Raw genomic sequence first — 25,712 nt, 5'->3', positions numbered from 1 at the left:
CGGTGACTCCGCGTCTTCAACTTGTTTTATACGCTGGCGGTCATGCCGCCGTCTACGTAGAGGGTGTGGCCGTTGACGAAAGAGGAGGCGTCGCTGGCCAGGAATACGGCAGCGCCGACGAGCTCTTCGGGATTGCCCCAGCGGCCGGCGGGGGTACGTTGGCTGAGCCACTGGGTGAAATCGGGGTTGTCTACCAGGGCCTGAGTGAGTTCGGTGCGGAAATAGCCCGGAGCGATGGCGTTGATTTGCAGGCCGTGACGCGCCCAGTCGGTCGCCATGCCGCGCGTGAGGTTGCGTACAGCACCTTTGGTGGCGGTGTACGGGGCGATGCCAGGGCGGGCCAATTCGCTCTGTACGGAGGCGATGTTGATGATTTTGCCGCGGCCGCGCGCGATCATGTGAGTGGCCGCAGGTTTGCTGACGTAGAAGATGCTGCTGATGTTGGTGCGCATCAGGGCATCCCATTGGTCTACAGGGAATTGCTCCAATGGGCCGCGATGTTGCATGCCGGCGTTGTTGACCAGGATGTCGATGGGGCCAAATTCGGATTCGGCCCCGTTGATGCCGGTTTGTGCGGCGGCGGGATCGGTGACGTCGAATGGCAATGCGTGAGCGGACAAGCCTTCACCGCGCAAACGCTGTACTGCCTCGTTCAGGCGCGCTGCGTTGCGCGCATTCATGATGACGGTGGCGCCGTGCTGAGCCAACCCACGCGCCAACGCGTAACCGAGCCCCTGGCTGGAGCCCGTGACGAGGACACGCCGGCCGGACAGGTCAAACAGGGACGAGGCGGTTGCCGATGAGGGCGTTGCCGGTTGGTTTACATGCTGTGCCATGGGGCTTCCCTGTAATCCTTATCGCCATTTTCCGTTAGATGTCTTGTCATCATGCTGCTTCAGGCATCGGGACGTTCCACGTTGATGACGAGATGATTCTCATACATGGTCTTGCACGGGCCATGCATCAGGCTGGCCGGCTCTGTGAGCACGGCGCAGCCTGCGAGGGATCAAGAACCGCTCTTTGCGCGCAAAGCTGCGAGCTCTTTCTGAACGCGGTCCACGACGTCGGCACCAATGGTGGCTTTGTGCTGCTCGTACACCGATTGGACTTTGTCGCGCATGCGTTTCTGCTCTTCGGGGCTGACGTTGTTGACCTCGAGGCCAGCCTTTTTGATTTTGGCCAGGGACTCGCCGTTCATGGTGCGGATGACTTTGCGTTCCTCTTTGCCGCCCAGCACGGCGCATTCACGCAATGCGGCCTTCTCGTCATCGGAATAGCGGCTCCAGATCGGCTTGGAGAACAAGACCAGGAACGGCGTATACGCGTGATTGGTCACAGAGATGTATTTCTGCACCTCATAGAATTTCGAGGTATCGATGGTCACAAAGGGATTTTCCTGGCCATCAATAGCACGCGTTTCCAAGGCGGAGAAAATCTCGCCGAACGCCATCGGGGTCGCATTGGCGCCCATGGTGCGGAACGTGTCGAGGAAGATATTGTTCTGCATGACACGCAGCTTGAGGTCGCCAAAGTCTTCCCATTTGCTCACGGGATGTTTGGAGTTGCTCAGATTGCGAAAGCCATTTTCCCAGTAGGCCAGGTTGACCACGCCCGCCGCGTCGAGTTTTTCATTGATGAATTTTCCGAACTCGCCATCCATGACGGCGTCGGCCTCTTGTTCGTTGCTGAACAGGAACGGCAGATCGAACACGCCCAATGCGGGCACCAGGCCCACCAACGGCGAGGACGAGGTGATCACGGCCTCTTGGGTGCCTGAGCGCAGCGCTTGCGTAGCCTGCATATCGTCGCCCAGCGAGCTGCTCCAGTATGCGGTGATCTTCATTTTTCCGCCGGATTTCTCCTGCAGGCACTCATTAAAGACTTTGACGCCGTTACCGACCGGGTGCTCTTGGGCCAATCCATTGGACAGGCGAATGTTGCGCGACTTGAAGTCGCCCGCGGCGGATGCAGGCAACGCGGTAGCGGCACCCAGAGCGGCGATGGCGGCGGCTATGACTAGTTTCTTCATGTAGATCTCCTCATCTGATCGGCAGATTTTGTCTTTCGATATCAGTCAATAAACGTTGGACTTGGGTAAAGCGGCGAGTCTTGTTGCTCGCTTCGTACGTCTGGCCGCAACGTGTCGTCACGGCGAACTCAACATCAGGAATCTAGAACAACCAATGCATGGGCACGGTGATCAGTTCCGGGAAAATCACGAACAACACGAGCAACACTGAATACGCCAGCAGGAACGGCATCACTCCCCACACCACACGCCCCAAGGGGACGCGCGCCACACCGCTGACCACGTTCAGCACCACTCCAACCGGCGGCGTCAACAAACCGATGCAGTTGTTCATGATGAACATGACGCCGAAATACACGGGATCGATGCCGGCGAGTTTCACAATAGGCATCAGCACCGGCGTCATGATCAAGATCGTGGGCGTCAGGTCCAACGCGGTACCGACAACCATTACCAGCAGCATGATCACGAACATGAGCAACTTGGGCTGGTCTATCAAGGGTTCGATCAGCGCCGTGACCTCCCCCGGGATGTCCGCCGCGGTAATCAACCAGGCCGATACCATGGCGGCGGCCACCAGGAACATCACCACGGCCGTGGTCTTGCCCGACTTCAGGAATACGTCGTACAGATGGGAAAACTTCAGTTCGCGGTAGACGAATGTGCCCACGAACCAGGCATAGACGGCCGCCACCACGGCAGCCTCGGTCGGCGTGACAACACCCATCCGGATGCCGCCCAGAATGATCACTGGCATGCCCAGCGCCCATGCGCCGCGCCCCGTCGCCTGCAAGCGTTGTTTCATACTTTGCTTGGGCAAGGGTTTGATGTCGGATTTGCGTACCAGCCACAGCCACATACCCACCAGCGTCAACCCCATCATGAGCCCCGGCGCAATGCCGGCCATGAACAATTTGGAAATCGACACATTGGCAGCCACGCCGAACACGATGAACGCCATCGACGGCGGAATCACGGGAGCAATAATGCCTCCCGACGCCATCAAGCCAGCGGAACGAGGAACGTTGTAGCCGGCCTCGCGCATCATGGGGATGAGGATGGACGCCAACGCTGCCGTATCGGCTGCAGCCGACCCCGACAAGCTGGCCATGATGACCGCAGCCAGAATGGCAACGATGCCCAGGCCGCCTTTGATGTGACCCACGCAGGCCAATGCAAAATCAATGATGCGGCGCGACAGGCCGCCGGCATTCATCAACTCGCCCGCCAGCAGGAAAAAGGGAATCGCCAGCAGGGTAAACGTGTCCGCGCCCGTGACCATGTTCTGCGCGACGATCTGCGCATTGAACATATCCATGTGCCACATCAACGCGATACCGCAGAAAATCAAGGCAAAGGCGATCGGCACGCCTACTGCCATGGCACCTAGCAGCGAACCTACAAAGATCAGCAACGTCATCAGACCACCTCCGCAATCTGGCCGTCTTCACCGACGAAGCGAGCAATTTCTTCGTCGCTGATCCTGCCTATCAATACCTGTATCAATCTCAATGCCGAGATCAAAAAGCATGCAGCGCCAGTGAACAGCCCGATGCCATAGACCCAGGCCAGAGACAGCCCCGTGACCGGCGCGAACATCGTGGCGTTGATATCGAACTGCATGACCGCGCCCCAAAAAAAGATCGCGGAACTGCCCATGATGATGATGTTGCTCAACGCCATGCAGGTCAGGCGGCCGCGCCGTCCGAAACGCTGCACCAGGCTTTCGATGCCCATATGCGAATGCTCGCGAAAGGTCAGCACGGCTCCCACAAAGGTCAGCCAGACAAAGCAGTAGCGCGACAATTCCTCGGACACCACGATGCCGGAATTGAATCCGTAACGCAGCAGCACGTTGCCAAATACCATGACCACCATGGCGGCCAGCAACAGGACCATAATGAGGCCCAGAAATTTGTAAAACAGTTCAGTGACTCGTTGCATACCTGTCTCCTTGGTGATCGCGCTGTGCCCTCCGGCGTGCGCGATACGTTATTAGTCCTCATGCAGAGCAATGCTGTGGCGGGTCTCGGCCCGCCGGGCTTTCTATGCCTTGGGTGCCAACAATCCTCGTTCTGCCAGGTTGCGCATCAATGCACCCACGCCAAACGTCCACTCCGGACATGCGTCGGACGTATCGACCCAGTTGACCAGTTGTCCCAACGCAGGCGTCGAAATACTGACGCGATCACCCACCTCATGCGTAAAGCCCTGCCCCTCGCCGCGTCGATCTTTGGTCGGCGCAAACATGGTGCCCAGGAACAACACCGCGCCGTCGGGATATTGATGGCAACGATTCAACAACTGATCGGCCAGATTGCGCGGCGAGCGGCTGATTGCCGACATGGCGCTGATGCCTTGCATGCGAAAACCGTCGGGCCCTTGCACATCCAGCGACACTTCCAATTGGCCCAGGGATGCCAGCGTGAAATCGTCATCCAGCAGACGAATAAAGGGGCCGATCGCGCACGAAGCGTTGTTATCCTTGGCCTTGCTCAACAGCAAGGCCGACCGTCCCTCGAAGTCACGCAAATTGACATCGTTGCCCAGCGTCGCGCCGACGATACGGCCGTCCGAGGTGATCGCCAGCACGACTTCGGGCTCGGGATTGTTCCAATGCGATCCGGGATGGATGCCGATCGTCGCACCGCAGCCCACGGAGGACATGGGCTGCGCCTTGGTAAAGATCTCTGCGTCCGGGCCGATGCCGACCTCGAGGTACTGCGACCACAGGCCCATATCCTGCAGCAGCGCCTTGACCTGTTGTGCCTGTTCTGAACCTGCCACGAGCCCGCGCAGGTTATCGCCCAGCACGGGTGCCAGTTTGGCGCGAATCGCCTGAGCCTGAGAAGGATCGCCTTTGGCTTGCTCTTCGATCACGCGCTCCAGCATGCTATCGGCAAACGTGACGCCTGCAGCCTTCACCGCTTGCAGATCCAGTGGCGCCAGCAATTCGCCCGCTGAACCATCCAGAAAATCCTGCACGCTTCCCAACACAGGCAAATCCTGGTTCTGATCAAACTGCGTCAGCAGGTCAGAACGCTCGAGCAACGCGGACAGTGTGCATGCCACACTGCTGACGTCATGGAGCTGTCCTTGGCGCAAAAACACAGGACATGGGCCGCCCATTTTTTTAGACCAGACGCGGCCGACCAGACGGGCCTGGTCGACGTCGCGGGGCAAAATATCCGCGGCGGTCAGCCGCGCACGTTGGGCTGCGGCGTCGCTTCGTTCGGGGATGGTGCCTGAGGATGCGCTGGGCGCGGTCATTCTGGTCTCCTGGTCGCGCATGTCGCGCGAATACGGTTGTCGTTAGAAATGAATCTATTGCGAGCGGCTCGTTCTGCCTCGATATCAGGTCACTGCACCACGATCTCTGAGGCGATCGCCGGTAGGGGTTTCCAAATGCAGGTCCAGACGCGCGGCCGCCCCCAGAATATGGGCTCGCATAGCGGCACGCGCCTGCATCATGTCGCGCGACGCGATGGCATCGCGTATCGCGGTATGCTCGGCAACGGTGATCTGCACAATCTGTTCCAGCTCGGCGCGCGCACGCGCCACCGCAATCGTGTTGGTGATTTTTTCGCCGATGAATCCTACGAACATTGCGTAGTACTCGTTATGCGTAGCGTCGGCCAGAGCGCAATGAAACTCCAGATCCGCAGCAACGCCTTCGGATGTCCAGCGCGTATCCATGCCGCGCATGATGTCGAGCGCCTCATCCAGGCGTCCCAGTTCGTCGGCTGTGTGATGCAAGGCAGCCAGTCCTGCAGCCTCGACCTCTAAAGGCACACGCAGCTGAAAGAGACTGCGAAAGCTCTCGGGGTTAGACAAGTCGGTACTGTCAATGCGAATGACCGGCCGGCGCTGCGGCTCCAGCACAAAGGCTCCGACGCCTTGGCGCGTATCGAGCAGGCCCTCATTCCGCAATTGCGCGATAGCCTCGCGCACGACCGACCGGCTCACGCCAAACGTCTTGGCCAGCTCGTGCTCCGTAGGCAGTTTCTCGCCGGCCTTGAGGCGGCCCGACGAGATCTCCTGTCCTATGGTGGCAGCGACTTTGGCAGGCAAATGCTCCAAGCGCTGGATCTGTCCGAAATTAACCATTGTGTTCCTGCGTTTTCGTGTCAGCGCACATCATGCATCGCTGCGTATCTGGCAATTGGGATTCAGCCTGCCGTCCGGATCAATCGCCCGCTTGATAGCCGTCAACAGCTGGCGGCGCGGGTCGCTGATACGCGCTTCGAATTCGGGGCGTTTCAAGCGGCCAATGCCATGTTCGGCACTGATACTGCCGCGAAACTCATCAATCACCGCATTGATGCAGTCCTTGGCATCGTGAATCACGCGATCGCGCTCGACGGCATCCGCCGAAGCCGGCGGGATCACATTGATATGAACGTTGCCATCACCCACGTGACCATATGACAGCGTCAGGCAATCGGGAAACTCAGCTCGCAGCCGCGTCTCTGCCTGCTCTACGAAACTCGACAATTGCGACAGCGACACCGACACATCGGTACGCAAATGCGCGCCGCGCTGCGCCTGACCCTCGTTCATGGCTTCGCGGAATTTCCAAAGATTGGCAGCCTGCGCCCGAGAGGCCGCCACCACCCCATCACGCACCAACTCATCGGCCATGACGTTTTCCAGAAAGTGGTCCAGCAAGGCGCGCATATCGACCAGGCCCGAACCCGAGAGCTCCATCAGCACATAACCGGGATGGTCCATCGCGATCGGCAGCGTCAGGCTGGGAATCGCCTCGCGCGCCAGCATGAAGGCCGATGGCGGCATGAACTCGAAAGCGGTCATCAGATCGCAGCAATCGCGCCGTGCGCGGCGGTACAACGCAATCGCAGTGTGCAGTGAGTCCACGCCCAACAAGGCGGTCTCGACCTGCTCGGGACGCGGGTGCAGTTTCAACGACACCGCGGTGACCACACCCAGGATGCCTTCGGCGCCGATGAATAATTGCTTGATGTCGATGCCGCGATTGTCTTTGCGCAAGGTTCCCAACGCGTCCAGGATCGTGCCGTCGGGCAGCACTACCTCCAGCCCCAATACCTGTTCGCGCGCCATGCCATAACGCAATACGTTGATGCCGCCGGCATTCGTACTGATATTGCCGCCAATCTGGCAACTGCCCTCCGCGCCCAGCGACAGGCCCAGGAACATATCGGCATCCTCGGCGGCCTCCTGGATCTGTTGCAGGATACAGCCCGCCTCGACTACCGCAGAAAAATCGCCCGGGTCCATGCTGCGCACCCGGTTCATGCGTTCCAGGGTCAACACGACCTGATTCTGTGGATCGTCGGGCGTGGCGCCCAGCACCAGGCCCGTATTGCCCCCTTGCGGGACGACGGCCAAGCCTAGCTCAGCACATGCGCGCACCGCCTCTGCCACCGCCTGTGTCGAATCGGGGCGCAATACGGCGACCGCCCCCGAGGTCACATCGCCATGCCAGTCGCGGCAATAGCGCGCCTGATCCGTGGGATCGGTAATCACCGACGCAGCCCCCAGCCTGTGCACCAAGGCGGTCTGCAAATCAGCGACACGGGCAATAGCCGACGATGTCATGCGAGTCTCCAGATTTTTTTCGTTGGACTGGTTTTTACCAGTAGTCAGCCTGTCAGACAACCCTATAATAGGTCATCAGATTACCTGGAAGTGCAGGTTATGCCTACTAGAGATCAACCCTAGCTCTCAACAAAAATATCGTATCGGGCCCTGGGATGCCCGGAGGAGACTGCAATGCATATCGCCATCATTGGCGCGGCCGGGATGGTCGGCCGGAAATTGACGGAATCGTTGACGCGTGACCCGGTGCTGGGCACGCAGAACGTAGACCGGCTGACGTTATGGGATGTGGTGCCGCCCGAGGCGCCTGCGAAATTTCGAGGACAGGTTGATTGCGAGGCAGCGGATTTATCCGAGCCGGGCAAGGCCGAGACCCTCGTCGCCGCCCGGCCCGACCTGATCGTGCACCTGGCTGCGATCGTGTCGGGCGAAGCCGAACTGGATTTCGACAAGGGCTACCGCATCAATCTGGACGGCACCCGCTACCTGTTTGATGCCATCCGTTCGCAATCTACGGCCGATGGTTATAAACCACGCGTCGTGTTCGCCTCGTCGATCGCCGTCTATGGCGCACCGTTGCCCTACCCCATTCCCGACGATTTTCACCATACGCCGTTGACGAGCTATGGCACGCAAAAAGCCATCAGCGAACTGCTGCTGTCGGACTACACGCGACGCGGCTTTTTCGATGGGATAGGGATACGTCTGCCGACTCTGTGCGTACGCCCGGGCAAGCCCAACAAAGCGGCATCGGGCTTTTTTTCCAGCATCCTGCGCGAGCCCCTGGTAGGCCAGGAGGCGGTGCTGCCCGTTCCCGAGGATGTGCGGCATTGGCACGCGTCGCCGCGTTCGGCCGTGGGATTCCTGCGCCATGCCGCCACGCTGGACTTGCAAGGTGTGGGGCCGCGGCGCAATCTGAACATGCCTGGTGTCAGCGCCACCGTCGGCGAACAGATCGAGGCATTGCGCCGCACAGCCGGTGACAAGGCCGTCGCCCTGATTCGGCGCGAGCCCGACGCCATGATCACGCAAATGGTCCAAGGCTGGGCCCCCGGGTTTACCGCCACGCGGGCACGTGAACTGGGCTTTACGGCGGAATCGTCGTTCGACGAGATCATTCGCGCGCATATCGAAGACGAACTCGGCGGCAAGCTGGGCTAACCCGGAGTAGACATGGACAACAGTAAAAAACCCGTCAAACGGCTGCGTTCACTGGACTGGTTCGACAACCCCGATCACATCGACATGACGGCGCTGTATCTGGAGCGCTTCATGAATTACGGCATCACTCCAGAAGAACTGCGCTCCGGCAAACCCATCATCGGCATTGCGCAAAGCGGCAGTGATCTGGTGCCCTGCAATCGCGTGCATGTGGAACTGGTCAAACGCGTGCGTGATGGCGTGCGCGATGCGGGCGGCATCCCTATCGAGTTCCCTACGCATCCCTTGTTCGAGAACTGCAAGCGCCCCACCGCCGCACTCGATCGCAACCTGGCCTATCTGGGCCTGGTGGAAATCCTGTACGGCTATCCCATTGATGGCGTGGTGCTCATGACCGGTTGCGACAAGAGCACACCCTCTGCCTTGATGGCCGCGTCCACAGTCGACATTCCCGCTATCGTGCTGTCCGGCGGCCCCATGCTGGACGGCTGGCACGAGAATGAATTGGTCGGCTCCGGCACAGTCATCTGGCGCTCGCGCCGCAAGCTCGCAGCCGGACAAATCAACGAAGAAGAATTCATGCAGGCCGCATTGGACTCTGCCCCCTCGGTGGGTCATTGCAACACCATGGGCACGGCCTCGACCATGAACGCCATGGCCGAAGCGCTGGGCATGTCGTTGACCGGCTGTGCGGCGATTCCGGCCGCCTATCGCGAACGCGGCCAGATGGCCTATCGCACGGGCCGCCGGGCGGTGGAGCTGGTGCTGGACGACATCAAACCCTCTGACATCATGACGCGCGCCGCCTTTTTGAATGCCATTCGGGTGAATACCGCCCTGGGCGGCTCTACCAATGCGCAACCGCACTTGATGGCCATGGCGCGCCATGCGGGTGTGGAACTGCCGCTGGACGACTGGCAACGCGAGGGTTACGACCTGCCGCTACTGGCCAACGTGCAGCCTGCCGGCAAATACCTAAGCGAGCGCTTTCATCGTGCAGGCGGCGTGCCCGCCGTCATGTGGGAATTGCTGCAGCAAGGCAAACTGGACGGAGATTGCCCCACTGTCACGGGCAAGACCGTGCGTGAGAACCTGCAAGGCCGCGAAAGCACGGATCGTGAAGTCATCTATCCATATGCCACGCCATTGAAAGAACGCGCTGGATTCATGGTGCTCAAGGGCAATCTGTTTGATTTCGCGATCATGAAAACCAGCGTGATCTCGGAAGAATTCAGACAACGCTATTTGAACGAGCCCGGCAGCGAAGGCATTTTTGAATGCCGTGCGGTTGTATTCGACGGGTCCGAGGATTATCACCGCCGTATCAACGACCCGGCGCTGAATATCGATGAACGCTGCATCCTGGTGATCCGGGGAGCCGGTCCCATCGGCTGGCCAGGCTCTGCCGAGGTCGTCAATATGCAACCGCCAGACGCTCTGTTGCGTGCAGGAATCTCAAGCCTGCCGACCCTGGGCGATGGACGTCAATCGGGCACGGCCGACAGCCCATCCATTCTGAATGCATCGCCCGAAAGCGCGGCCGGCGGCGGGCTATCGTGGCTGCGCACGGGTGACAAGATACGCATCGATTTGAACCGGGGGCTCTGTGATGCCCTGGTGGATAATGCCGAAATCGCCCGCCGTAAACAAACCGACGGCATCCCGGCTGTGCCGCCAGACGCCACGCCCTGGCAGATGATTTATCGCCGCGGGGTCGGCTCATTGGCAGAGGGAGCTGTGCTGGAAGACGCATTGCAATTCCGGAAAATCGCACAGCGCATGCCACGCCACAATCATTGATGAAGCGAATACGGGCGCTGCGGTGCCTGCCTGGGGCAATACCGGCTTAAAAGGCGCCCGTACTTCAGCATCAATTTTTCCCGCCCAGCACCAACCCCTCACGCCGGGGATCGGCGCCGCCGGTCAAGACGCCGCGGTCCATCACGATCCCCTGGATACCACTGGGAAACTCCGTCACCTTGACCTCATGCCCCTTGGCTCGCAGCAGCGGCGCCATTTCTGCCAACGCGGTTCCCTGCTCCAGCTCGGTTGCCTGATTGCGGCTGCCCATGTTGGGCAGTGCGATCGCTTGTTGGATATCGAGATTCCAATCCAACACACCGACCAAGGTCTTGGCCACGTAGTTGATGATGGCACTGCCGCCTGGCGATCCTACTGCCATATATGGCTGGCCATCGCGAAACACGATCATCGGCGCCATGGAGCTGCGCGGCCGTTTGCCGGGCTGCACACGATTGGCCACAGGTCGGCCCTCGGGGTCTTGAAACGACATCGAGAAATCGGTCAGTTCATTGTTCAACAGAAAGCCTCTGACAAAGATCTTGCTGCCGAACGCGGACTCTATGGTATTGGTCATCGACAGCACGTTACCCTGGGCATCCACGACCACCACGTGGGTGGTGGATGGCAGCTCCAGAGCATCATCCTGTGCGCGCTGCGATAGGAGTTTCGCAGGATCGCCCGGCAATGCGGTTCCCATGCTGCGATCGAGATGAATCAGCGTGGCGCGTTGTGCCAGATACGCCGGATTCAACATGGCCTGCACAGGCACCCGCACAAATTCCGGGTCGCCGACATAGAACCCTCGATCGGCATAGGCCAGGCGGCCCGCTTCGGCGAAATAATGCACGGCCTGCACGCTGTTCGGCCCCAACTGATTCATGGGGAAATGCTGCAAAATGCCCAGCATCTGCAACACCGCCAATGGCCCGCTGCTGGGCGGCGGCGCACCACACAAACGATATTCCCGATAGTCGCCGCACACCGCATCGCGCACTCGCGCACGATAGCCCGCCAGGTCTGCCACGCTCAGATCGCCCGGACTCGCATGACCGCGAACCGCCGCTACGATGTCGCGCGCGATATCGCCGTGATAGAACGTATCGGGCCCTTTGTCGGCGACACGGCTCAGGACGGCGGCATAGTCGGGATTCTTCAACACATGCCCGACAGGCCAGGGCTTTCCCTCCGCATCCAGGAAATAGCGGGCTGCGGCCGGCTGAGCGGCCAGTGCGTCACGCGACTCGCTGATCTGCGCATGCAATCGGGGAGAGACAGCGAAACCTTGCGTCGCCAGCTCAATGGCGGGTTGGAATAGCGAACGCCATGGCAATTTTCCCTGTTGCCGATGTGCGAGCTCCAGGCCACGCAGCAGACCGGGCGTCCCGACGGATCGGCCATTGTTGACGGCTTGGGCAAACGGCAGTGGTTTGCCGTCGCGCAGGAAACGATCGGGACGCGCGGCCGCAGGCGCAGTTTCCCGGCTATCGTAGACGCGCAATTGCCGATTCGCGGCGGCATAGTGCACCAGAAAACCGCCCCCGCCGATGCCCGAGGATTGCGGCTCGGTCAGACCCAGTACCAACTGGGCTGCGATGGCCGCATCGACGGCGCTGCCGCCTGCTTGCAGGATGCGATACCCTGCCTGGGTCGCCAGCGGATTGGCCGTCGCCACCATCAGGTCCTGGGCGGTGACGGCCTGCCGCGTCGTGTAGCCGGAGGCGATCTCGGGGTTCAGATTTTCGTGGGTATCAACGGCAACCTGCGCCACGGCAGTGCTCGACAAGGCGGCGATGCATACCGCCAGGATGCTTTTTCTGATCGACATCAAGGTCTCTCCCCAGCCCATAGTTGCGGCAAGCGTGTCACTTGGAATGCGCGGCGATCGCTCCGGGGCGTTTTAATCAAAGCATCACCGAACCACCACATCGAGTCACAACACCGGCGCACGCGCCCCTTCGGGCACATTATCGCAATAGAATGGGGCGTTTTCGCTCTCCCCTTTGCCATGCGCCTTCGACACATCGAAATTTTCGAGGCTATACGCCGCACCGGTTCTTTGACCGAGGCGGCCGCGGCGCTGCACATTTCTCAGCCGGCAGCCAGCAAACTGCTCGCGCATGCCGAGATGCAATTGGGATTCAAGCTATTCGAGCGCGTCAAGGGCCGGCTGGTCGCCACACGCGAGGCCGAGATCCTGAGCCCGGAGGTCACCCGGCTCAATCAAGACCTCAATAGCGTACGCAGACTGGCGGCGAGTCTGCGGGAGCGCCCGCACGGCCACATCCGCCTGGGGTGCGCGCCCGCTTTGGGACTGGGCCTGCTGCCGCAAGTGGTGCGTGCCAGCCGCGATAAACAGCCGGGTATCACGTTCGACATTCATACCTATCACAGCGCCGAACTGGTCCAGGGGCTGTTGAGCCGCGAACTCGATCTGGCCGTGACATTCGACATGCAGGACTACGCGGGCCTGACCCGCGCGCCGCTGGGCCATACCGAATTGGTGCATCTGGGCCGCAAATCGAACGGCGGCAAAACGACGCGTCTGTCCGATCTGGTCGACGACACCTTGATTGTGCTGGACTCTCGCGATGCCTCAGGCACGCTATTGCAAATGGCCTTGGACGCACAAGGCCTGAATCCCGACGTGGCGATTCAGGTGCAAACTCACTATGTGGCCTGCGCCCTGGCCGAGGCAGGTTGTGGCGAGGCCATCGTCGATGCCATCACCGTGCGAGCCATGCTGCGTCCCGGCATGGTGGTACGCCGGCTGGACCCGCCGCTGAAAGTGCCTCTCAGCATTCTGACGCGCACGCAGGATCCTTTGTCCAACCTGCACCGCGAATTCATCGAACAGCTGCGCGAGGCCTGCGAGGCACTGTCGCAGGCCGATCCATCGCATCCATAAAGGCGGATCGCGTGGTGGAGCATTGCTGCCAGTGCCGTTGTTGTTGCGGTCCAGGGGTGGGGTATCGAGTGCTATTGGACGTCGAAGCGGGGCAGTGACCGTGGCATCGGGGATGAACAGAAGATCTCTCGAGCGACGGTTTCTTATCGATCAGCAGGAGATTGTTCGCACCACGATTTCGCGATATCCAACGATGGGCGACGCCTCTTCGCTCGCTCTGCATATCCCGATGTCCTACGCGTAGTGACGTTCTACGTACCATCGTTCTATGCGTCATGACGCTCTACATCTCATCATACGTTCCATACATCATCGTCGCATGCATCGACTCTAGCCAAGCAGATCTTCCAACCAGGCACCACGCCACCCCGCCGCATGCCCGGACTGATCGCCATTTTCGGGGGTGCAGGGCACCCGAAAATGGCAGCCCTGCAAGACCTTCCTCCTTGCCAACGCGGCTGCAGAAAAATGCCAAGCAAGACAACCGTGCCGGCGATGTCATGAGCTTGAATTACTGCGAGTCGAGCCGAGGCAATCGGGCCGGGAGGGCGCCTCAAAGCCGAGTGGAGCGGACACCGTAGGGAGCGCGAAGGCGCGGACGAGGTGAGCGAACACGGTGTCCGGCGCCCGCGCGCCGGACCGGCTTTGTGAAGCCCTCACGGCCCGATTGCCTCGGCTCGACGTCCATAAGCACGCCAACCTCGCCCACACCCAAAGCACCTGACACTGTAAAAAAAAAGGCGCCCCAGATGGAGCGCCCCTATTCATCCCTCACGCGGACAAGCCTGTAGCCTGTCTCGCATAGAACGGCTTAGTCGAGCTTGATGTTGCTCTTCTTGACGATATCTTTCGCCCAGTCGTATTGCTCTTTGATTTCCTTGGTGAACTCTTCCGGCGTATTACCCGACGGTGCGGAACCTTGTTGCGCCAGGACATCGATGACCTTCGGGTCTTTCAGGGCCACCACTGCGGCGTCACGCAGCTTGTTCACGATTTCCATCGGGGTGCCGGCGGGGGCCAGCAAACCATACCAAACCGGCTGGTTCACTTGCGGGAAACCGACTTCCTTGAAGGTAGGAACATCGGGCAAGGACTTCAAGCGCTCGGGCCATGCAACAGCCATGGCGCGCAGGCCGCCAGCCTGGATTTGTCCCATGGACGAAGGCAGGTTGTCGAAAATGATTTCGATCTGGCCGCCGACAGCGTCAGCCACAGCCGGGCCCGAACCCTTGTAAGGAACGTGCACGATATCCGTACCGGTCGCATCCTTGAAGGACTCGCCCATCAAGTGCAGCACGCCGCAGGTGCCCGAGCTGCCATACGAGTACTTGCCGGGGTTCTTTTTCAGTTCTTCCAGGAAACCCTTGAAGTCCTTGGCCGGGAATTTCGGATTTACCGACACCACGTTGGCCGTGTTGGCGAAATTGGTGATGGGCTGGAAGTCCTTGATCGGATCGTAGGGCAGATCATTGGGACGGCAAGCCGAGTTCACTGCCATCGTGGACACGGTCGCGATCGACAGCACATAGCCGTCCGGGGCCGCACGAGCCGCCTCGGCAGCGCCGATTGCGCCGCCCGCGCCGCCCTTGTTTTCCACAACCAGAGGCTGACCCAGTTCCTGGGCCATGCGCTGCGTCACCAGACGCGCAATGATGTCGGTCGAGCCGCCCGGGGCAAACGGCACAATCACGCGAATCGGTTTGTTGGGATAGGCATCCGCAGCAACTGCAGCCGACGTGGCAGCCAATCCGGTAGCCATTGCGATAGCAGTCGCCAGGATACGAGCGTTGATCTTCATTATCGTGATTCCTCCATGTGCGCGGCCCTGTCTGAGAGCCACTAGTGCAGGTTTCAGCGAGCCGCCGATAAGCCGACCGCTGGAAACACGTCACTGTGTAAATAGCCAAAACTGTGCGAAATATATACGACTTTAAATTGCATCTTCGTCGATTTCGGGGAGAATAGCAGCAAATCGGCCTGCCCGAGTAGCCCACAAATACAATAATTGCCAAACCCTCCCGGATTGTTATGTCGGTCGCACTGCTGGTTTTGCCTGATTTTTTGCTGGTTGCCCTGGGTTGGATCTTGCGTCACAAACTGGGCTTTAATCGCGAGTTTTTCGCGGGCACCGAGCGCCTGGTGTATTTCGTGTTGTTCCCGGCGCTGCTGTTTCAATCCATTCTGCGCACCCCCATCAGTGCCGGCAGTGCGCTGATGCTGCTGCAGGCAACCGTCGCCGTATTGCTGACTGGCGTTGTGCTGGCCTGGGCGGGCGGACGCGTCCTGCGGGCACCGCCCCTGGCACTGGCCTCGTCGGCGCAGTGCGCTTATCGCTTTAATACCTATATCGGGCTAGCGCTATCGGCCAGCCTGGGCGGCCCTCATGGCCAGACCACGATGGCGCTGATCATCGGGTTTGCCGTGCCGCTGGCCAATCTGGCCGCTGTCTATGGCCTGGCCCGGCACGGTAATAATGGCCTGTTGCGCGAATTGCTGCGCAACCCCCTGTTGATGGCCACGTTAATGGGTTTGGCGGGCAACCTGGCAGGATTGCAGTTGCCGGGGCCGGTCGATACGGTATTGGCGCGGTTGGGCGCCGCATCGCTGGCGCTCGGCATTCTGTGTGTGGGCGCCAGCCTGTCCTGGCAGGGCGGACGAGAACACGGCAAGCTGATTGCGTGGACCTTGACCGTGAAACTGCTGCTGTTGCCATTGGCCGCTCTCACGGCCGCAAAACTGTTCGGCCTACCCAGTGAGCAAGCGCTCATGCTGTTGTTATTTGCGGCGCTACCCACCGCCTCCGCGGCCTATGTGCTGGCGATGCGCATGGGCGGCGACGGCCGGCTGGTCGCGCTGATCATTTCTCTGGGGACGTTGTTTTCGGTGGTCACGCTGCCGATGTGGCTGATGATCTACAACTATTGACGGCCATGCAGACCGGGCCGTCGGCCACGTGCGGGTGGCCGGATGCCACAGGAACGCCGAACGTGAATGCCCCACTCTTCGTTTTTCGGCCCACAGACGACTGTCCGGTATCTCATCCCTGCGCGGTCGGGGCCCGGACACGTTTGCGCATCCGGAGCCCATCGCGCGAGGACAGCCGTATTCAACGCTTGGCGTTCGTCATGTTCGCTGGCACTACCCACTCGGCAAACTGCGCTTCCGTCACAAAACCCAGCGCCAGGGCGGATTCTTTCAGCGACAGATTTTCCTTGTGGGCTTTCTTCGCAATTTGCGCAGCCTTGTCGTAGCCGATATGCGGATTCAACGCCGTCACCAGCATCAGCGAGCGGTCCACCAGCTCGGCGATGCGTTCGCGGTTGGGCTCGATGCCCGCCGCGCAATGCTGGTCAAAACTGGCCATGCCGTCGGCCAACAGGCGCACTGACTGCAGGAAATTGTGAATCACCAGCGGCTTGAACACGTTCAACTCGAAATTACCGCTGGCGCCGCCGATGTTGATGGCCACGTCGTTGCCCAGGACCTGGGCCCCCAGCATGGTGATGGCTTCGCACTGCGTGGGATTGACCTTGCCCGGCATGATGGAGCTGCCCGGCTCGTTTTCCGGGATGCTGATTTCACCCAGGCCCGAACGCGGGCCGCTGGCCAGCCAACGCACGTCGTTGGCGATTTTCATCAATCCGGCGGCTAAAGATTTCAGCGCCCCGTGGGCAAACAGCAGGGCCTCGTGCGACGCCAGGGCCTGGAACTTGTTGGGGGCCGAGACAAATGCCGAGCCCGTATCATGCGCCAGCACGGCGCTGACTTTGGCGCTGAATTCCGGGTGCGCGTTCAGCCCCGTGCCAACGGCGGTACCGCCGATCGCCAACTGATGCAGGCCCGGCAATGTTGCACGGATCTGCTGCTCCGACAGGTCCAGTTGGGCCACATGGCCAGATAGCTCCTGGCCCAGCGTCAGCGGCGTCGCATCCTGCAAATGGGTACGGCCGATTTTGACGATGTCATAAAACGCCGCGCTCTTTTCGGCCAGCGTGGCACGCAGCGCTTTCAGGGCCGGCAGCAGATGGGTCTCCACCTGCACCGCCGCCGCCACGTGCATGGCGGTCGGAAAGGTGTCGTTGGACGATTGGCCGCGATTGACGTGATCGTTGGGATGCACGAGACGTTCTTCGCCGCGTACGCCGCCCAGCAGCTCGGAGGCGCGATTGGCCAGCACCTCGTTCATATTCATATTGCTTTGCGTGCCCGAGCCCGTCTGCCAGACCGACAAGGGAAACTCATCGGGCCATTTGCCGGCAATGACTTCGTCCGCGGCACGCACAATGGCGTCGGCGATTTTGGGATCGAGCTCACCCAGCTCGGCGTTGGCCTTGGCCGCCGCGCGCTTCAGGCGCGCCATGGCAGCAACCAGCGGCACGGGCATGCGCTCGGTCGAAATGGCAAAAAAATGCAGCGACCGCTGTGTTTGCGCGCCCCAGAGATGGTCGGAAGGGACCTCGATGGGACCGAAGGTGTCTTTCTCGATGCGGGTAGTCATGGGTGAAAATTCCTGGAAAAAATCCACGCTGCGCCTTTGGAGCGGTCCCGGGCAAAAAATGTCCGAAATGGGGCGCAGGCACAAAGCCTAAACAAGAATAAAACTCAATCCGATCATAGCAGACCGGCCACTTCCTATAATTCGCACACGTTCAACCTGTTTTACCACTCGAGCCCCGCCATGTCCGCTCCGCTGTGCAGCCTGACCCTGTCCCTGCCCGACGAAACCGCCACCGATGTGCTGGCCCGTCGATTCGCACCGTTGGTCACCGGCGCCACCGGCCTCGCACCAGGGGGACGCATCCATCTGCATGGCGAATTAGGGGCGGGAAAAACCGCCTTTACCCGGGCACTGTTGCGAGAATGCGGCATTCAGGGCCGGATCAAAAGTCCCAGCTACGCGCTACTTGAATCGTATAAAGTTTCTAACTTATACTTCTATCACTTTGATTTTTATAGATTTAACGATTCGCGCGAATGGCTGGATGCGGGATTTCGAGATTTACTGCGTGATGACGCGGTCGTCCTGATCGAATGGCCCGAGCGTGCCGAGGGGTTGCTTCCCCCCCCCGACATGCAGGTTTCCCTGGTGTATGCAGACCCGGGCCGCGTGGTCACTTTGACTGCCTTTACCGCACGAGGACAAACATGGTTGAACGCGATTGCTCCTCCGCCCCAGATGCCCTGTCCCCCAACGGGGCCCGCCGCCGACGCCTGATCAGCGTGGCGACGACGCTGCTCGTCCTGCCCGTCATTCCGCGTCTGGCTCAGGCCGCCACCATCCTGGCGGTGCGGACCTGGCCTGCCGATGAATACACCCGCGTGACGCTGGAACTAGACAGCGAACTCAAAGCGGAACACTTCACCCTGGAAAATCCGCACCGCCTGGTGGTCGACATCCAGGGCCTGCAGGCCAATGCCGAGCTGAACCAGCTGATTTCCAAGGTCCGCCCGGACGACCCCTATATCCGCAGTCTGCGCGTGGCGCAGAACCGCCCCAATGTCGTGCGCCTGGTGTTCGACCTGAAACAGGCCATCGCACCGCAAGTGTTCACGCTCAAGCCGGTGGCCGATTACCAATATCGCCTGGTGCTCGATCTGTATCCCAAGGTCGCACAAGACCCGTTGATGGCCGTACTGGACAAACAGGCCGGCCCCGATGTAGACGACCCGCTGGCGCGCATCCTCGAAGACATCTCGCGCAACTCGGGCACCCCCGGGGGCACTGCGCCCGTCCCTGCCCCAGCGCCGCAAGCCCGGGGACAGGAACCGCCCCCGCGGGTGGCCTTGCCTCAGCCTACTCCCGCGCCTGCGCCTGTCGTTCCTCAGCCCTCGTTGCCCTCGCCCTCGACGCCCTCTCGCCGCAAGCGCATGGTGACGATTGCGCTGGATCCCGGCCATGGTGGCGAAGACCCCGGCGCCATTGGCAAGAGCGGCTTGCGCGAAAAAGACGTGGTGCTGCGTATCGCGCGGCAATTGAAAGCGTTGATCGACGATCAGCCCAACATGCGCGCCTATTTGACGCGTGACGATGATTATTTCGTGCCGCTGCACGTGCGCGTCCAAAAAGCGCGGCGGGTACGGGCAGATCTCTTTATCTCGATCCACGCGGACGCCTGGATCAAGCCCTCGGCCAATGGATCGTCCGTATTTGCCCTGTCGCAACGCGGCGCCTCCAGCACCCAGGCCCGCTGGCTGGCCGACAAGGAAAACGCGGCCGACCTGATCGGCGGGGTCAATCTGGGCAGTCACGACAAACAAGTCGCCAAGGTTTTGCTGGACCTCTCTACCACGGCGCAGATCAATGATTCGCTGCGACTGGGCTCCGCGCTCCTGGACGAGATCCAGAAAATCAATCGCCTGCATAAACGCCAGGTTGAACAGGCCGGCTTTGCGGTACTGAAGGCGCCGGATATTCCATCGATCCTGGTCGAAACCGCGTTCATCAGCAATCCGCGCGAAGAAGAACTCCTGCGTTCGAGCAGCCATCAGCAAAAAATGGCTCGGGCCATCATGGCAGGCATTCAGCAGTACTTCGTCGCCAATCCGCCACTGGCGCATATTGCGGACGCCAGTTAAAACCGCGCGACGCAATGACAATCGGCCCGGGACATACCCGGGCCGATGTACTTTGAGGCGTCCGAAAATAATTCGCCGATAGACTGCGACGCCGGCTTCGCCCTCAGATTTTCCGACGTTTTCAGGAGGGCAGATCTCGATTCCCGGAACGCCGCCGCCCACGCACCAATTTGATGACGCCAGCCAGAAGGATGGGCACGATCGCTGCCGCGAGCCCCAGCAGCACAATGGTGTTCAAGTGTTCTTTGACCAACGGGATATTGCCAAAGAAATATCCCGCCGTGATCAGGCTCGCGACCCATAAGATCGCCCCGCTGACGTTGAACAACTGAAACCGCAGCACATTCATTTCCGCCACGCCGGCGACAAACGGCGCGAATGTACGGATGATCGGCAGAAAGCGCGACATGACAATGGTCTTGCCGCCGTGCTTTTCGTAAAACATGTGGGTGCGCAATAACGCGGCCCGATCCAGGAAGCGGACATTCATCGTAAAAACACGCGGGCCGATGTAGCGGCCGATCGCATAATTGACCGTATTTCCCGTCACGGCAGCGACAATAAGCAAGCCCCCCAGCAGCACGGGATTCAAACTGCCCGTCGCACCAAATGCGCCCGCGATAAACAACAAGGAGTCACCCGGCAGGAATGGCAGCACCACCAATCCAGTCTCGGCAAAAATGATCAAAAACAAAACCAGGTAAACCCACGAACCATACTGATCGACCCAGACGCCTAGGGTCTGATCGATGTGCAATACCATCTGGAAAAATTCGAGCATGCAGTAACCATGTCTGAGAAAAGGCAGTTCCACCGGGACGTCCCGACGCGAACCGAATTCGACTATAGCGCACCCTGCGTGAAATCCGCGTCGAAGACGCCGCCCCAAGACCGCCCGCACGAGCGCTAAAATCGTCACATGCCTGAACACGCTGATTTGTCCCAATCTTCCTCTGCGTCCGAGCGCCGCAGCATTCTCGCCCTGCCCGATTTGCTGATCAGTCAGATCGCAGCCGGCGAGGTGATCGAACGCCCCGCCTCCGTCTTGAAAGAGGTGCTGGAAAACGCCATCGACGCCGGCGCGCGCGCCATTGAGGTCCGCCTCGAAGGTGGCGGGATCCGGCGCATTGCCGTGTCCGATGATGGCGGCGGAATTCCGCCCGAGGAACTGCCGCTGGCGCTGGCACGGCACGCCACCAGCAAGATCCGATCCCTCGGCGAGCTGGAGTCAGTCGCGTCGATGGGATTTCGCGGCGAGGCGCTGGCCTCGATCGCCTCGGTCGCGCAAGTCACGATCATTTCCCGCACACGCCAGGGCGAACATGCCTGGCAGATCGAAGGCGGCAGCATGCAGGTCAGTCCCGCATCGGGCCCGCCGGGCACCACCGTCGACGTGCGCCAGCTATTCGACGCGGTGCCCGCGCGCCGCAAATTTCTGCGTTCCGAGGCTACCGAGTTTGGCCACTGCGTCGACGCGATGGAACGTATTGCTCTGGCTCACCCGGACATTGCGTTCCGCTTGTTCCACCATGACCGGGCGCAGCGTCAGTGGCTGCCTGCCGTACCTGGCCAGCGCATCCGTGACGTACTGGGAGCGGAATTCGCCGAACACGGCTTGCCGGTCGATGTATCGATGGGAGCCATCGGCCTGTCGGGCATGATCACGCGGCCCACGGCCGCCCGTGCACGAGCCGATCGCCAGTATCTATACGTGAATGGCCGCTTCGTCCGGGATCGCACCGTCAGCCACGCGCTGCGGTCGGCGTATGCCGACGTGTTGCATGGTGACCGCCAACCAGCTTATGTCCTGTACTTGGACATCGATCCAGGCGCGGTCGATGTCAACGTACATCCGGCCAAACACGAGGTGCGTTTTCGCGATAGCGGCGCAGTGCATCGATTCGTCACCCAGGTGGTGGGCCAGGCGCTGGCTCAAACCGGTGGCGCGTCGGCGGTCTCCGCGAAATCGGATGACGCTGAGGGACAGGCGGTGTCCGCACGAGGGCTGGACACATCAGCAACGTCCGGTCAGGTTGACACCGCGGTATTTCCCGGCACGTCATCGCCCTCTTGGACATCGGGTTCGTCACCGGGTCGCGTGCCCTCAACCGCCACCGCTTCGGACGAATTCGAGAATCGAGCAGGACAAAACGCCACCGCGAACGGCGCTGAACGGCACGCCCAGGGGCAACCGGCCAACATGGCCGGACAATCAGGCGGCTCAGAATTCAGGGGACAAACGGGCTCATGGCAGTCGTCTGGTTCAAACCGGTATGACGGACGTTCTGGCTTGGTGGCCGATGGATCCTCTTCGGCGGCGCCTCGCCAGCCTATGCGGCCGCACACTCAGGTTCCTTTCCGTCTGCATACGGAGCCCAGCGGCAACCCTGTCGCAGATTGGCGTGCGCTGTATCGGCCGCTGGATGGAACGGCCGCGGCTCCAGCGAGTACGCTGCGCGAGCCGGACGCTCCGTCAACCGCCGCGCGCACAGCGTCGAACCTGCCAACCGATGAAGAACACCCATTGGGCATGGCGCTGGCGCAGCTACACGGCATTTATATCCTGGCACAAAATCGCCGCGGACTCGTGCTGGTCGATATGCACGCGGCACACGAGCGGGTCGTGTACGAACAGTTGAAACGCGCGCTGGATGCGCGCGAGTTGCCGCGCCAGGAACTGCTGGTGCCCGTGGTCTTTCATGCGCAGGAAAAAGACGTCGCCCTCGTCGAAGAACACCAAGAGCAACTCGCCGAACTGTGTTTTGATCTGCGCCCTGCCGGCCCCACCTCGATTGCCGTTCGTTCCGTGCCTGCCATGCTGGCGCGAGGCGATATTGAAACCATGGCGCGGGCCGTTTTGCGTGACCTGGGTGCCGTGGGCGTATCGCGCCTCTTGACCGAACAGCGTAACGAGCTGCTGTCCACCATGGCCTGCCATGGCTCCGTACGCGCCAACCGGCGCCTCAACCTCGAAGAGATGAACGCGCTGCTGCGGCAGATGGAAGTCACCGAACGCGCCGATCAGTGCAATCATGGCAGGCCCACCTGGGTGCAGTGGTCAGTATCCGATCTGGATAAACTTTTTCTGCGCGGCCAATGATCCCCTCACCGATCATCTGCCTGGCCGGTCCGACGGCGGCGGGCAAGAGCGCCGCCACGCTGGCGCTCGCCCAACGCTGGCCGCTGGAAATCATCAACGTCGATTCCGCCACGATTTACCGTGGCATGGATATCGGAACAGCGAAACCGTCTCGCGACGAGCAGGCTCTCGTCCCACAACATCTGCTGGATATCCGAGACCCTGCCGAGTCCTATTCCGCTGCAGAGTTTCGTACCGACACCTTGCGCCTCATCGACGAGATCCGGGCGCGCGGCCGCATGCCCCTGCTGGCAGGCGGCACCATGATGTATTACAAGGCCTTGCGCGACGGACTGGACGATCTGCCGCAGGCCGACCCTGTGCTGCGTGCGCAATTGGAAGAACGCGCCGCACAGCACGGCTGGCCCGCCTTGCATGCTGAGCTGGCGCAGTTGGACCCCATCACGGCCGCTCGATTAGCCCCCAACGACAGCCAACGCATTCAGCGTGCATTGGAAATCTGTATGTTGAGCGGGCAACCCATGTCCGCATTGCTGCAACGTCAGCAACGCACGATCGAGTTGCCACGGACATCCCATAACGCCGACGTGGATGCCCCGGCCGGTGACTCAGCCCCTGCGCACCGATATATCACGATCAGCCTGGAGCCCTCGGATCGCACTGCACTGCATGCACGCATTGCCCAGCGCTTTGACGCCATGCTGGATGCCGGATTGCTGGACGAGGTCCGTGGCCTGCATGCGCGCAGCGATCTGCACCCCGGCCTGCCCTCGGTACGTTGTGTTGGCTATCGGCAAATGTGGAGCTATCTGGACGGCGCTGTCGATCTGGACACGGCACGCGAGCAAGGTATCGCCGCGACGCGCCAGCTAGCCAAACGCCAAATCACCTGGCTGCGAGCACAGCCCGAGCGCGTCATCGTAGACTGCCTCGCCACAGACACCGTCGCACAGGTCATTGATGCCGTTGCGCGCGCGTTGACGGAACATTCACCAGAACAATAGGCGCAAGAGCAGCGATTGTTGACACAACAATCAAACTGGCACACAGTCGAGATTCAATTTCAACCCTGAGGAGCACCAACGATGTTGCAGGAATCTCGGCGTGTTGCAGTAGTGTTGGCATTATCGATGGCGTGTGCGGCTACGCCCGTTCTGGCAAAGGACGCGGTCACTGCCAGCGCAGCGCATGACCAGGCAGTACAGAAAGTTCTATCGTCCGATGCCTACAAGAAAGCGTTGGCCGTGCTTGACGAACAGCACGGACGCATCGTCGAAGACGGCATTACCCTGACCGAAATTCCCGCTCCTCCCTTCAAGGAAGCCAAGCGTGCTCAAGCGTTTGCCGAACTGCTGCGCGCCAGTGGATTGAAAGACGTCACCCTGGATGAAGAAGGCAATGTGCTGGGCCTGCGCCCCGGCACGGCCGGCGGCGACCAGGTCGTCGTGGTGTCGGCCCACATGGACACCGTGTTTCCAGAAGGCACCGACGTGAAGGTCAAGCGTGAAGGCACCCGCTTGGCCGCGCCCGGCATCGGCGACGACACCATGAGCCTGGCCGTGCTCGCCGGCTACGTGCGCGCCATGGAAGCTGCCGGCATCCGCACGCGCGACAACATCCTGTTCGTAGGCACGGTGGGCGAAGAAGGCCCAGGTGATCTGCGTGGGGTGCGCTACCTCTTCACCAAAGGCAAGTACCAAGGCAAGATCAAGGCTTTCTACTCGGTCGAGTCCGGATCGGTAGCCCGCGTCACGCATGGCGGTGTGGGATCCAAACGCTACCGCGCCACATTCCAAGGGCCTGGCGGACACAGTTTCGGCGCATTTGGCCTGGTCAATCCCATGTATGCGCTCGGCCAAGCCGCCACGGCGTTCTCTACGATCTCGGTCCCTGCCCACCCCAAGACTACCTACAGCATAGGTCGTCTGGGCGGCGGCACTTCGGTCAATTCGATTCCGGTCGAAGCCTGGATGGAAGTCGACATGCGCTCCGAAGACGTAGACGCGCTCAAACGCGTCGAAGATCGCTTTCTGACGATCGTCAAAGAAGCAGTGGCTACCGAGAATTTCGCGCGCTCAACCAAAGAAGGCGAAATCAAGCTCAAACTCGACGCGATCGGCGACCGCCCTGCTGGCACCACAGCGGTTGATACCGATATCGTGCAGTACGCGATTTCTGCGATCAAAGCGGGTGGTTACGAGCCCGACCTGAACCGCAGCTCCACCGATTCCAATCTGCCCATGAGCCTCGGTATCCCAGCCATCACCGTAGGCCGCATGGCGCCGGGCACGTTCGGCCGCGCACATGCGCTGGACGAATGGCTGGATGCGGAAAAAGGTCCCATGGTGAAGGCTATGGGAACGACGCTGAGCACTATCCTCGTCACCACCGGGATGCAATAGCCGGCGTGGGAGAAGCGAGCGGATCGAGGTTTGTCGGCTTAGCATGATGAAACATGCGCTGGGTGAACTGAGTGCAAAGTTGGACGTTGCCTTGTGAGCAGGACGGGGGATCGAGTGCTATTGGACGTCGAGGCGGGGCAGTGACCGTGTTGGCGCTTC

General features: G+C 60.7%; 20 protein-coding genes. 9 read left to right on the top strand and 11 right to left on the bottom strand.

Annotated features, from left to right (window positions below; genetic code table 11):
- Positions 1-26 precede the first annotated feature (26 nt).
- The 7 genes from ACYVIT_RS24745 to ACYVIT_RS24715 all read right to left on the bottom strand — a co-directional run bounded on the left by ACYVIT_RS24745 (position 27) and on the right by ACYVIT_RS24715 (position 7,606).
- Entirely contained in the window at positions 27-836 is an 810-nt protein-coding gene (locus ACYVIT_RS24745) for an SDR family oxidoreductase (protein WP_415805667.1), read from the bottom strand.
- 170 nt (positions 837-1,006) lie between these two features.
- Positions 1,007-2,029 carry a TRAP transporter substrate-binding protein gene (locus tag ACYVIT_RS24740; protein ID WP_415805666.1) on the bottom strand — a complete coding sequence of 341 codons (1,023 nt, stop codon included), beginning with the start codon at positions 2,027-2,029 and terminating at the stop codon, positions 1,007-1,009.
- Between the two features lie 142 nt (positions 2,030-2,171).
- Positions 2,172-3,449 carry a TRAP transporter large permease subunit gene (locus ACYVIT_RS24735; protein WP_415805665.1) on the bottom strand — a complete coding sequence of 426 codons (1,278 nt, stop codon included), beginning with the start codon at positions 3,447-3,449 and terminating at the stop codon, positions 2,172-2,174.
- On the bottom strand, positions 3,449-3,973 hold the full coding sequence (locus ACYVIT_RS24730; protein WP_415805664.1) for a TRAP transporter small permease: 525 nt from the start codon (positions 3,971-3,973) through the stop codon (positions 3,449-3,451). The genes ACYVIT_RS24735 and ACYVIT_RS24730 overlap by 1 nt, the downstream gene beginning before the upstream one ends.
- Positions 3,974-4,075: 102 nt before the next feature.
- Positions 4,076-5,299 carry a fumarylacetoacetate hydrolase family protein gene (locus tag ACYVIT_RS24725; protein WP_415805663.1) on the bottom strand — a complete coding sequence of 408 codons (1,224 nt, stop codon included), beginning with the start codon at positions 5,297-5,299 and terminating at the stop codon, positions 4,076-4,078.
- A gap of 84 nt (positions 5,300-5,383) precedes the next feature.
- Positions 5,384-6,136 carry a FadR/GntR family transcriptional regulator gene (locus ACYVIT_RS24720; RefSeq protein WP_415805662.1) on the bottom strand — a complete coding sequence of 251 codons (753 nt, stop codon included), beginning with the start codon at positions 6,134-6,136 and terminating at the stop codon, positions 5,384-5,386.
- A 30-nt stretch (positions 6,137-6,166) separates the two neighbouring features.
- Entirely contained in the window at positions 6,167-7,606 is a 1,440-nt protein-coding gene (locus tag ACYVIT_RS24715; protein ID WP_415805661.1) for an FAD-binding oxidoreductase, read from the bottom strand.
- A 174-nt stretch (positions 7,607-7,780) separates the two neighbouring features.
- Here ACYVIT_RS24715 and denD point away from each other — a divergent pair, with 174 nt between their 5' ends.
- Together denD and ACYVIT_RS24705 are read left to right on the top strand one after the other, a co-directional pair.
- Positions 7,781-8,767 (top strand): D-erythronate dehydrogenase, encoded by a 987-nt coding sequence (gene denD / locus ACYVIT_RS24710; RefSeq protein ID WP_415805660.1) that lies wholly within the window; start codon positions 7,781-7,783, stop codon positions 8,765-8,767.
- Between the two features lie 12 nt (positions 8,768-8,779).
- Positions 8,780-10,567: an IlvD/Edd family dehydratase gene (locus ACYVIT_RS24705; RefSeq protein WP_415805659.1), complete on the top strand. Its 1,788-nt coding sequence runs from the start codon at positions 8,780-8,782 to the stop codon at positions 10,565-10,567.
- A gap of 70 nt (positions 10,568-10,637) precedes the next feature.
- Here the strand turns inward: ACYVIT_RS24705 and ggt are convergent, their stop codons facing one another.
- Positions 10,638-12,395, bottom strand: coding sequence for a gamma-glutamyltransferase (ggt, locus tag ACYVIT_RS24700; protein WP_415805658.1), 1,758 nt, complete (start codon positions 12,393-12,395; stop codon positions 10,638-10,640).
- 180 nt (positions 12,396-12,575) lie between these two features.
- Between ggt and ACYVIT_RS24695 the strand changes: the two genes are divergently transcribed.
- Positions 12,576-13,475, top strand: coding sequence for a LysR family transcriptional regulator (locus ACYVIT_RS24695; RefSeq protein WP_415805657.1), 900 nt, complete (start codon positions 12,576-12,578; stop codon positions 13,473-13,475).
- Between the two features lie 811 nt (positions 13,476-14,286).
- On the opposite strand, the gene ACYVIT_RS24690 is transcribed toward ACYVIT_RS24695, so the two are convergent.
- On the bottom strand, positions 14,287-15,273 hold the full coding sequence (locus ACYVIT_RS24690; RefSeq protein WP_415806668.1) for a tripartite tricarboxylate transporter substrate binding protein BugE: 987 nt from the start codon (positions 15,271-15,273) through the stop codon (positions 14,287-14,289).
- A gap of 230 nt (positions 15,274-15,503) precedes the next feature.
- On the opposite strand from ACYVIT_RS24690, the gene ACYVIT_RS24685 reads away from it, so the two are divergent.
- On the top strand, positions 15,504-16,400 hold the full coding sequence (locus tag ACYVIT_RS24685; RefSeq protein ID WP_415806667.1) for an AEC family transporter: 897 nt from the start codon (positions 15,504-15,506) through the stop codon (positions 16,398-16,400).
- Positions 16,401-16,581: 181 nt separating this feature from the next.
- Here ACYVIT_RS24685 and fumC read toward each other — a convergent pair whose 3' ends face one another.
- Complete coding sequence (fumC, locus tag ACYVIT_RS24680) at positions 16,582-17,973, bottom strand: class II fumarate hydratase (RefSeq protein ID WP_415806666.1); 1,392 nt, start codon at positions 17,971-17,973, stop codon at positions 16,582-16,584.
- A 180-nt stretch (positions 17,974-18,153) separates the two neighbouring features.
- On the opposite strand from fumC, the gene tsaE reads away from it, so the two are divergent.
- Together tsaE and ACYVIT_RS24670 are read left to right on the top strand one after the other, a co-directional pair.
- Positions 18,154-18,690, top strand: coding sequence for a tRNA (adenosine(37)-N6)-threonylcarbamoyltransferase complex ATPase subunit type 1 TsaE (gene tsaE, locus ACYVIT_RS24675; RefSeq protein WP_415806665.1), 537 nt, complete (start codon positions 18,154-18,156; stop codon positions 18,688-18,690).
- Positions 18,621-20,051, top strand: a complete 1,431-nt coding sequence (locus ACYVIT_RS24670) for an N-acetylmuramoyl-L-alanine amidase (RefSeq protein WP_415806664.1) — start codon at positions 18,621-18,623, stop codon at positions 20,049-20,051. Before tsaE ends, ACYVIT_RS24670 begins: the two co-directional genes overlap by 70 nt.
- Positions 20,052-20,172: 121 nt before the next feature.
- On the opposite strand, the gene ACYVIT_RS24665 is transcribed toward ACYVIT_RS24670, so the two are convergent.
- On the bottom strand, positions 20,173-20,832 hold the full coding sequence (locus tag ACYVIT_RS24665; RefSeq protein WP_415806663.1) for a VTT domain-containing protein: 660 nt from the start codon (positions 20,830-20,832) through the stop codon (positions 20,173-20,175).
- A gap of 138 nt (positions 20,833-20,970) precedes the next feature.
- Between ACYVIT_RS24665 and mutL the strand changes: the two genes are divergently transcribed.
- The 3 genes from mutL to ACYVIT_RS24650 all read left to right on the top strand — a co-directional run bounded on the left by mutL (position 20,971) and on the right by ACYVIT_RS24650 (position 25,553).
- On the top strand, positions 20,971-23,151 hold the full coding sequence (gene mutL / locus ACYVIT_RS24660; RefSeq protein ID WP_415806661.1) for a DNA mismatch repair endonuclease MutL: 2,181 nt from the start codon (positions 20,971-20,973) through the stop codon (positions 23,149-23,151).
- A complete protein-coding gene (gene miaA, locus ACYVIT_RS24655; RefSeq protein ID WP_415806660.1) occupies positions 23,148-24,155 on the top strand; it encodes a tRNA (adenosine(37)-N6)-dimethylallyltransferase MiaA in 1,008 nt (335 codons plus the stop codon). The genes mutL and miaA overlap by 4 nt, the downstream gene beginning before the upstream one ends.
- 81 nt (positions 24,156-24,236) lie before the next feature.
- Positions 24,237-25,553: a M20/M25/M40 family metallo-hydrolase gene (locus tag ACYVIT_RS24650; RefSeq protein WP_415806659.1), complete on the top strand. Its 1,317-nt coding sequence runs from the start codon at positions 24,237-24,239 to the stop codon at positions 25,551-25,553.
- The last annotated feature ends 159 nt before the right edge of the window (positions 25,554-25,712 follow it).

It is taken from the genome of Bordetella muralis, from assembly GCF_054781015.1.
The sequence above is the reverse complement of the archived record's forward strand: the minus strand, read 5'-3'. Positions and strand labels throughout refer to the sequence as shown.

Excerpts from the sequence above, each read along its gene's own strand:
- fumC (WP_415806666.1), bottom strand. The coding sequence starts at position 17,973 with ATGACTACCCGCATCGAGAAAGACACCTTCGGTCCCATCGAGGTCCCT.
- ACYVIT_RS24720 (WP_415805662.1), bottom strand. The coding sequence starts at position 6,136 with ATGGTTAATTTCGGACAGATCCAGCGCTTGGAGCATTTGCCTGCCAAA.
- ACYVIT_RS24685 (WP_415806667.1), top strand. The coding sequence starts at position 15,504 with ATGTCGGTCGCACTGCTGGTTTTGCCTGATTTTTTGCTGGTTGCCCTG.
- mutL (WP_415806661.1), top strand. The coding sequence starts at position 20,971 with ATGCCTGAACACGCTGATTTGTCCCAATCTTCCTCTGCGTCCGAGCGC.
- ACYVIT_RS24725 (WP_415805663.1), bottom strand. The coding sequence starts at position 5,299 with ATGACCGCGCCCAGCGCATCCTCAGGCACCATCCCCGAACGAAGCGAC.
- ACYVIT_RS24665 (WP_415806663.1), bottom strand. The coding sequence starts at position 20,832 with ATGCTCGAATTTTTCCAGATGGTATTGCACATCGATCAGACCCTAGGC.
- ACYVIT_RS24730 (WP_415805664.1), bottom strand. The coding sequence starts at position 3,973 with ATGCAACGAGTCACTGAACTGTTTTACAAATTTCTGGGCCTCATTATG.
- ACYVIT_RS24705 (WP_415805659.1), top strand. The coding sequence starts at position 8,780 with ATGGACAACAGTAAAAAACCCGTCAAACGGCTGCGTTCACTGGACTGG.
- tsaE (WP_415806665.1), top strand. The coding sequence starts at position 18,154 with ATGTCCGCTCCGCTGTGCAGCCTGACCCTGTCCCTGCCCGACGAAACC.
- ACYVIT_RS24740 (WP_415805666.1), bottom strand. The coding sequence starts at position 2,029 with ATGAAGAAACTAGTCATAGCCGCCGCCATCGCCGCTCTGGGTGCCGCT.
- miaA (WP_415806660.1), top strand. The coding sequence starts at position 23,148 with ATGATCCCCTCACCGATCATCTGCCTGGCCGGTCCGACGGCGGCGGGC.
- ACYVIT_RS24695 (WP_415805657.1), top strand. The coding sequence starts at position 12,576 with ATGCGCCTTCGACACATCGAAATTTTCGAGGCTATACGCCGCACCGGT.
- ACYVIT_RS24735 (WP_415805665.1), bottom strand. The coding sequence starts at position 3,449 with ATGACGTTGCTGATCTTTGTAGGTTCGCTGCTAGGTGCCATGGCAGTA.
- ACYVIT_RS24715 (WP_415805661.1), bottom strand. The coding sequence starts at position 7,606 with ATGACATCGTCGGCTATTGCCCGTGTCGCTGATTTGCAGACCGCCTTG.
- ACYVIT_RS24670 (WP_415806664.1), top strand. The coding sequence starts at position 18,621 with ATGGTTGAACGCGATTGCTCCTCCGCCCCAGATGCCCTGTCCCCCAAC.
- ggt (WP_415805658.1), bottom strand. The coding sequence starts at position 12,395 with ATGTCGATCAGAAAAAGCATCCTGGCGGTATGCATCGCCGCCTTGTCG.
- ACYVIT_RS24690 (WP_415806668.1), bottom strand. The coding sequence starts at position 15,273 with ATGAAGATCAACGCTCGTATCCTGGCGACTGCTATCGCAATGGCTACC.
- ACYVIT_RS24650 (WP_415806659.1), top strand. The coding sequence starts at position 24,237 with ATGTTGCAGGAATCTCGGCGTGTTGCAGTAGTGTTGGCATTATCGATG.
- ACYVIT_RS24745 (WP_415805667.1), bottom strand. The coding sequence starts at position 836 with ATGGCACAGCATGTAAACCAACCGGCAACGCCCTCATCGGCAACCGCC.
- denD (WP_415805660.1), top strand. The coding sequence starts at position 7,781 with ATGCATATCGCCATCATTGGCGCGGCCGGGATGGTCGGCCGGAAATTG.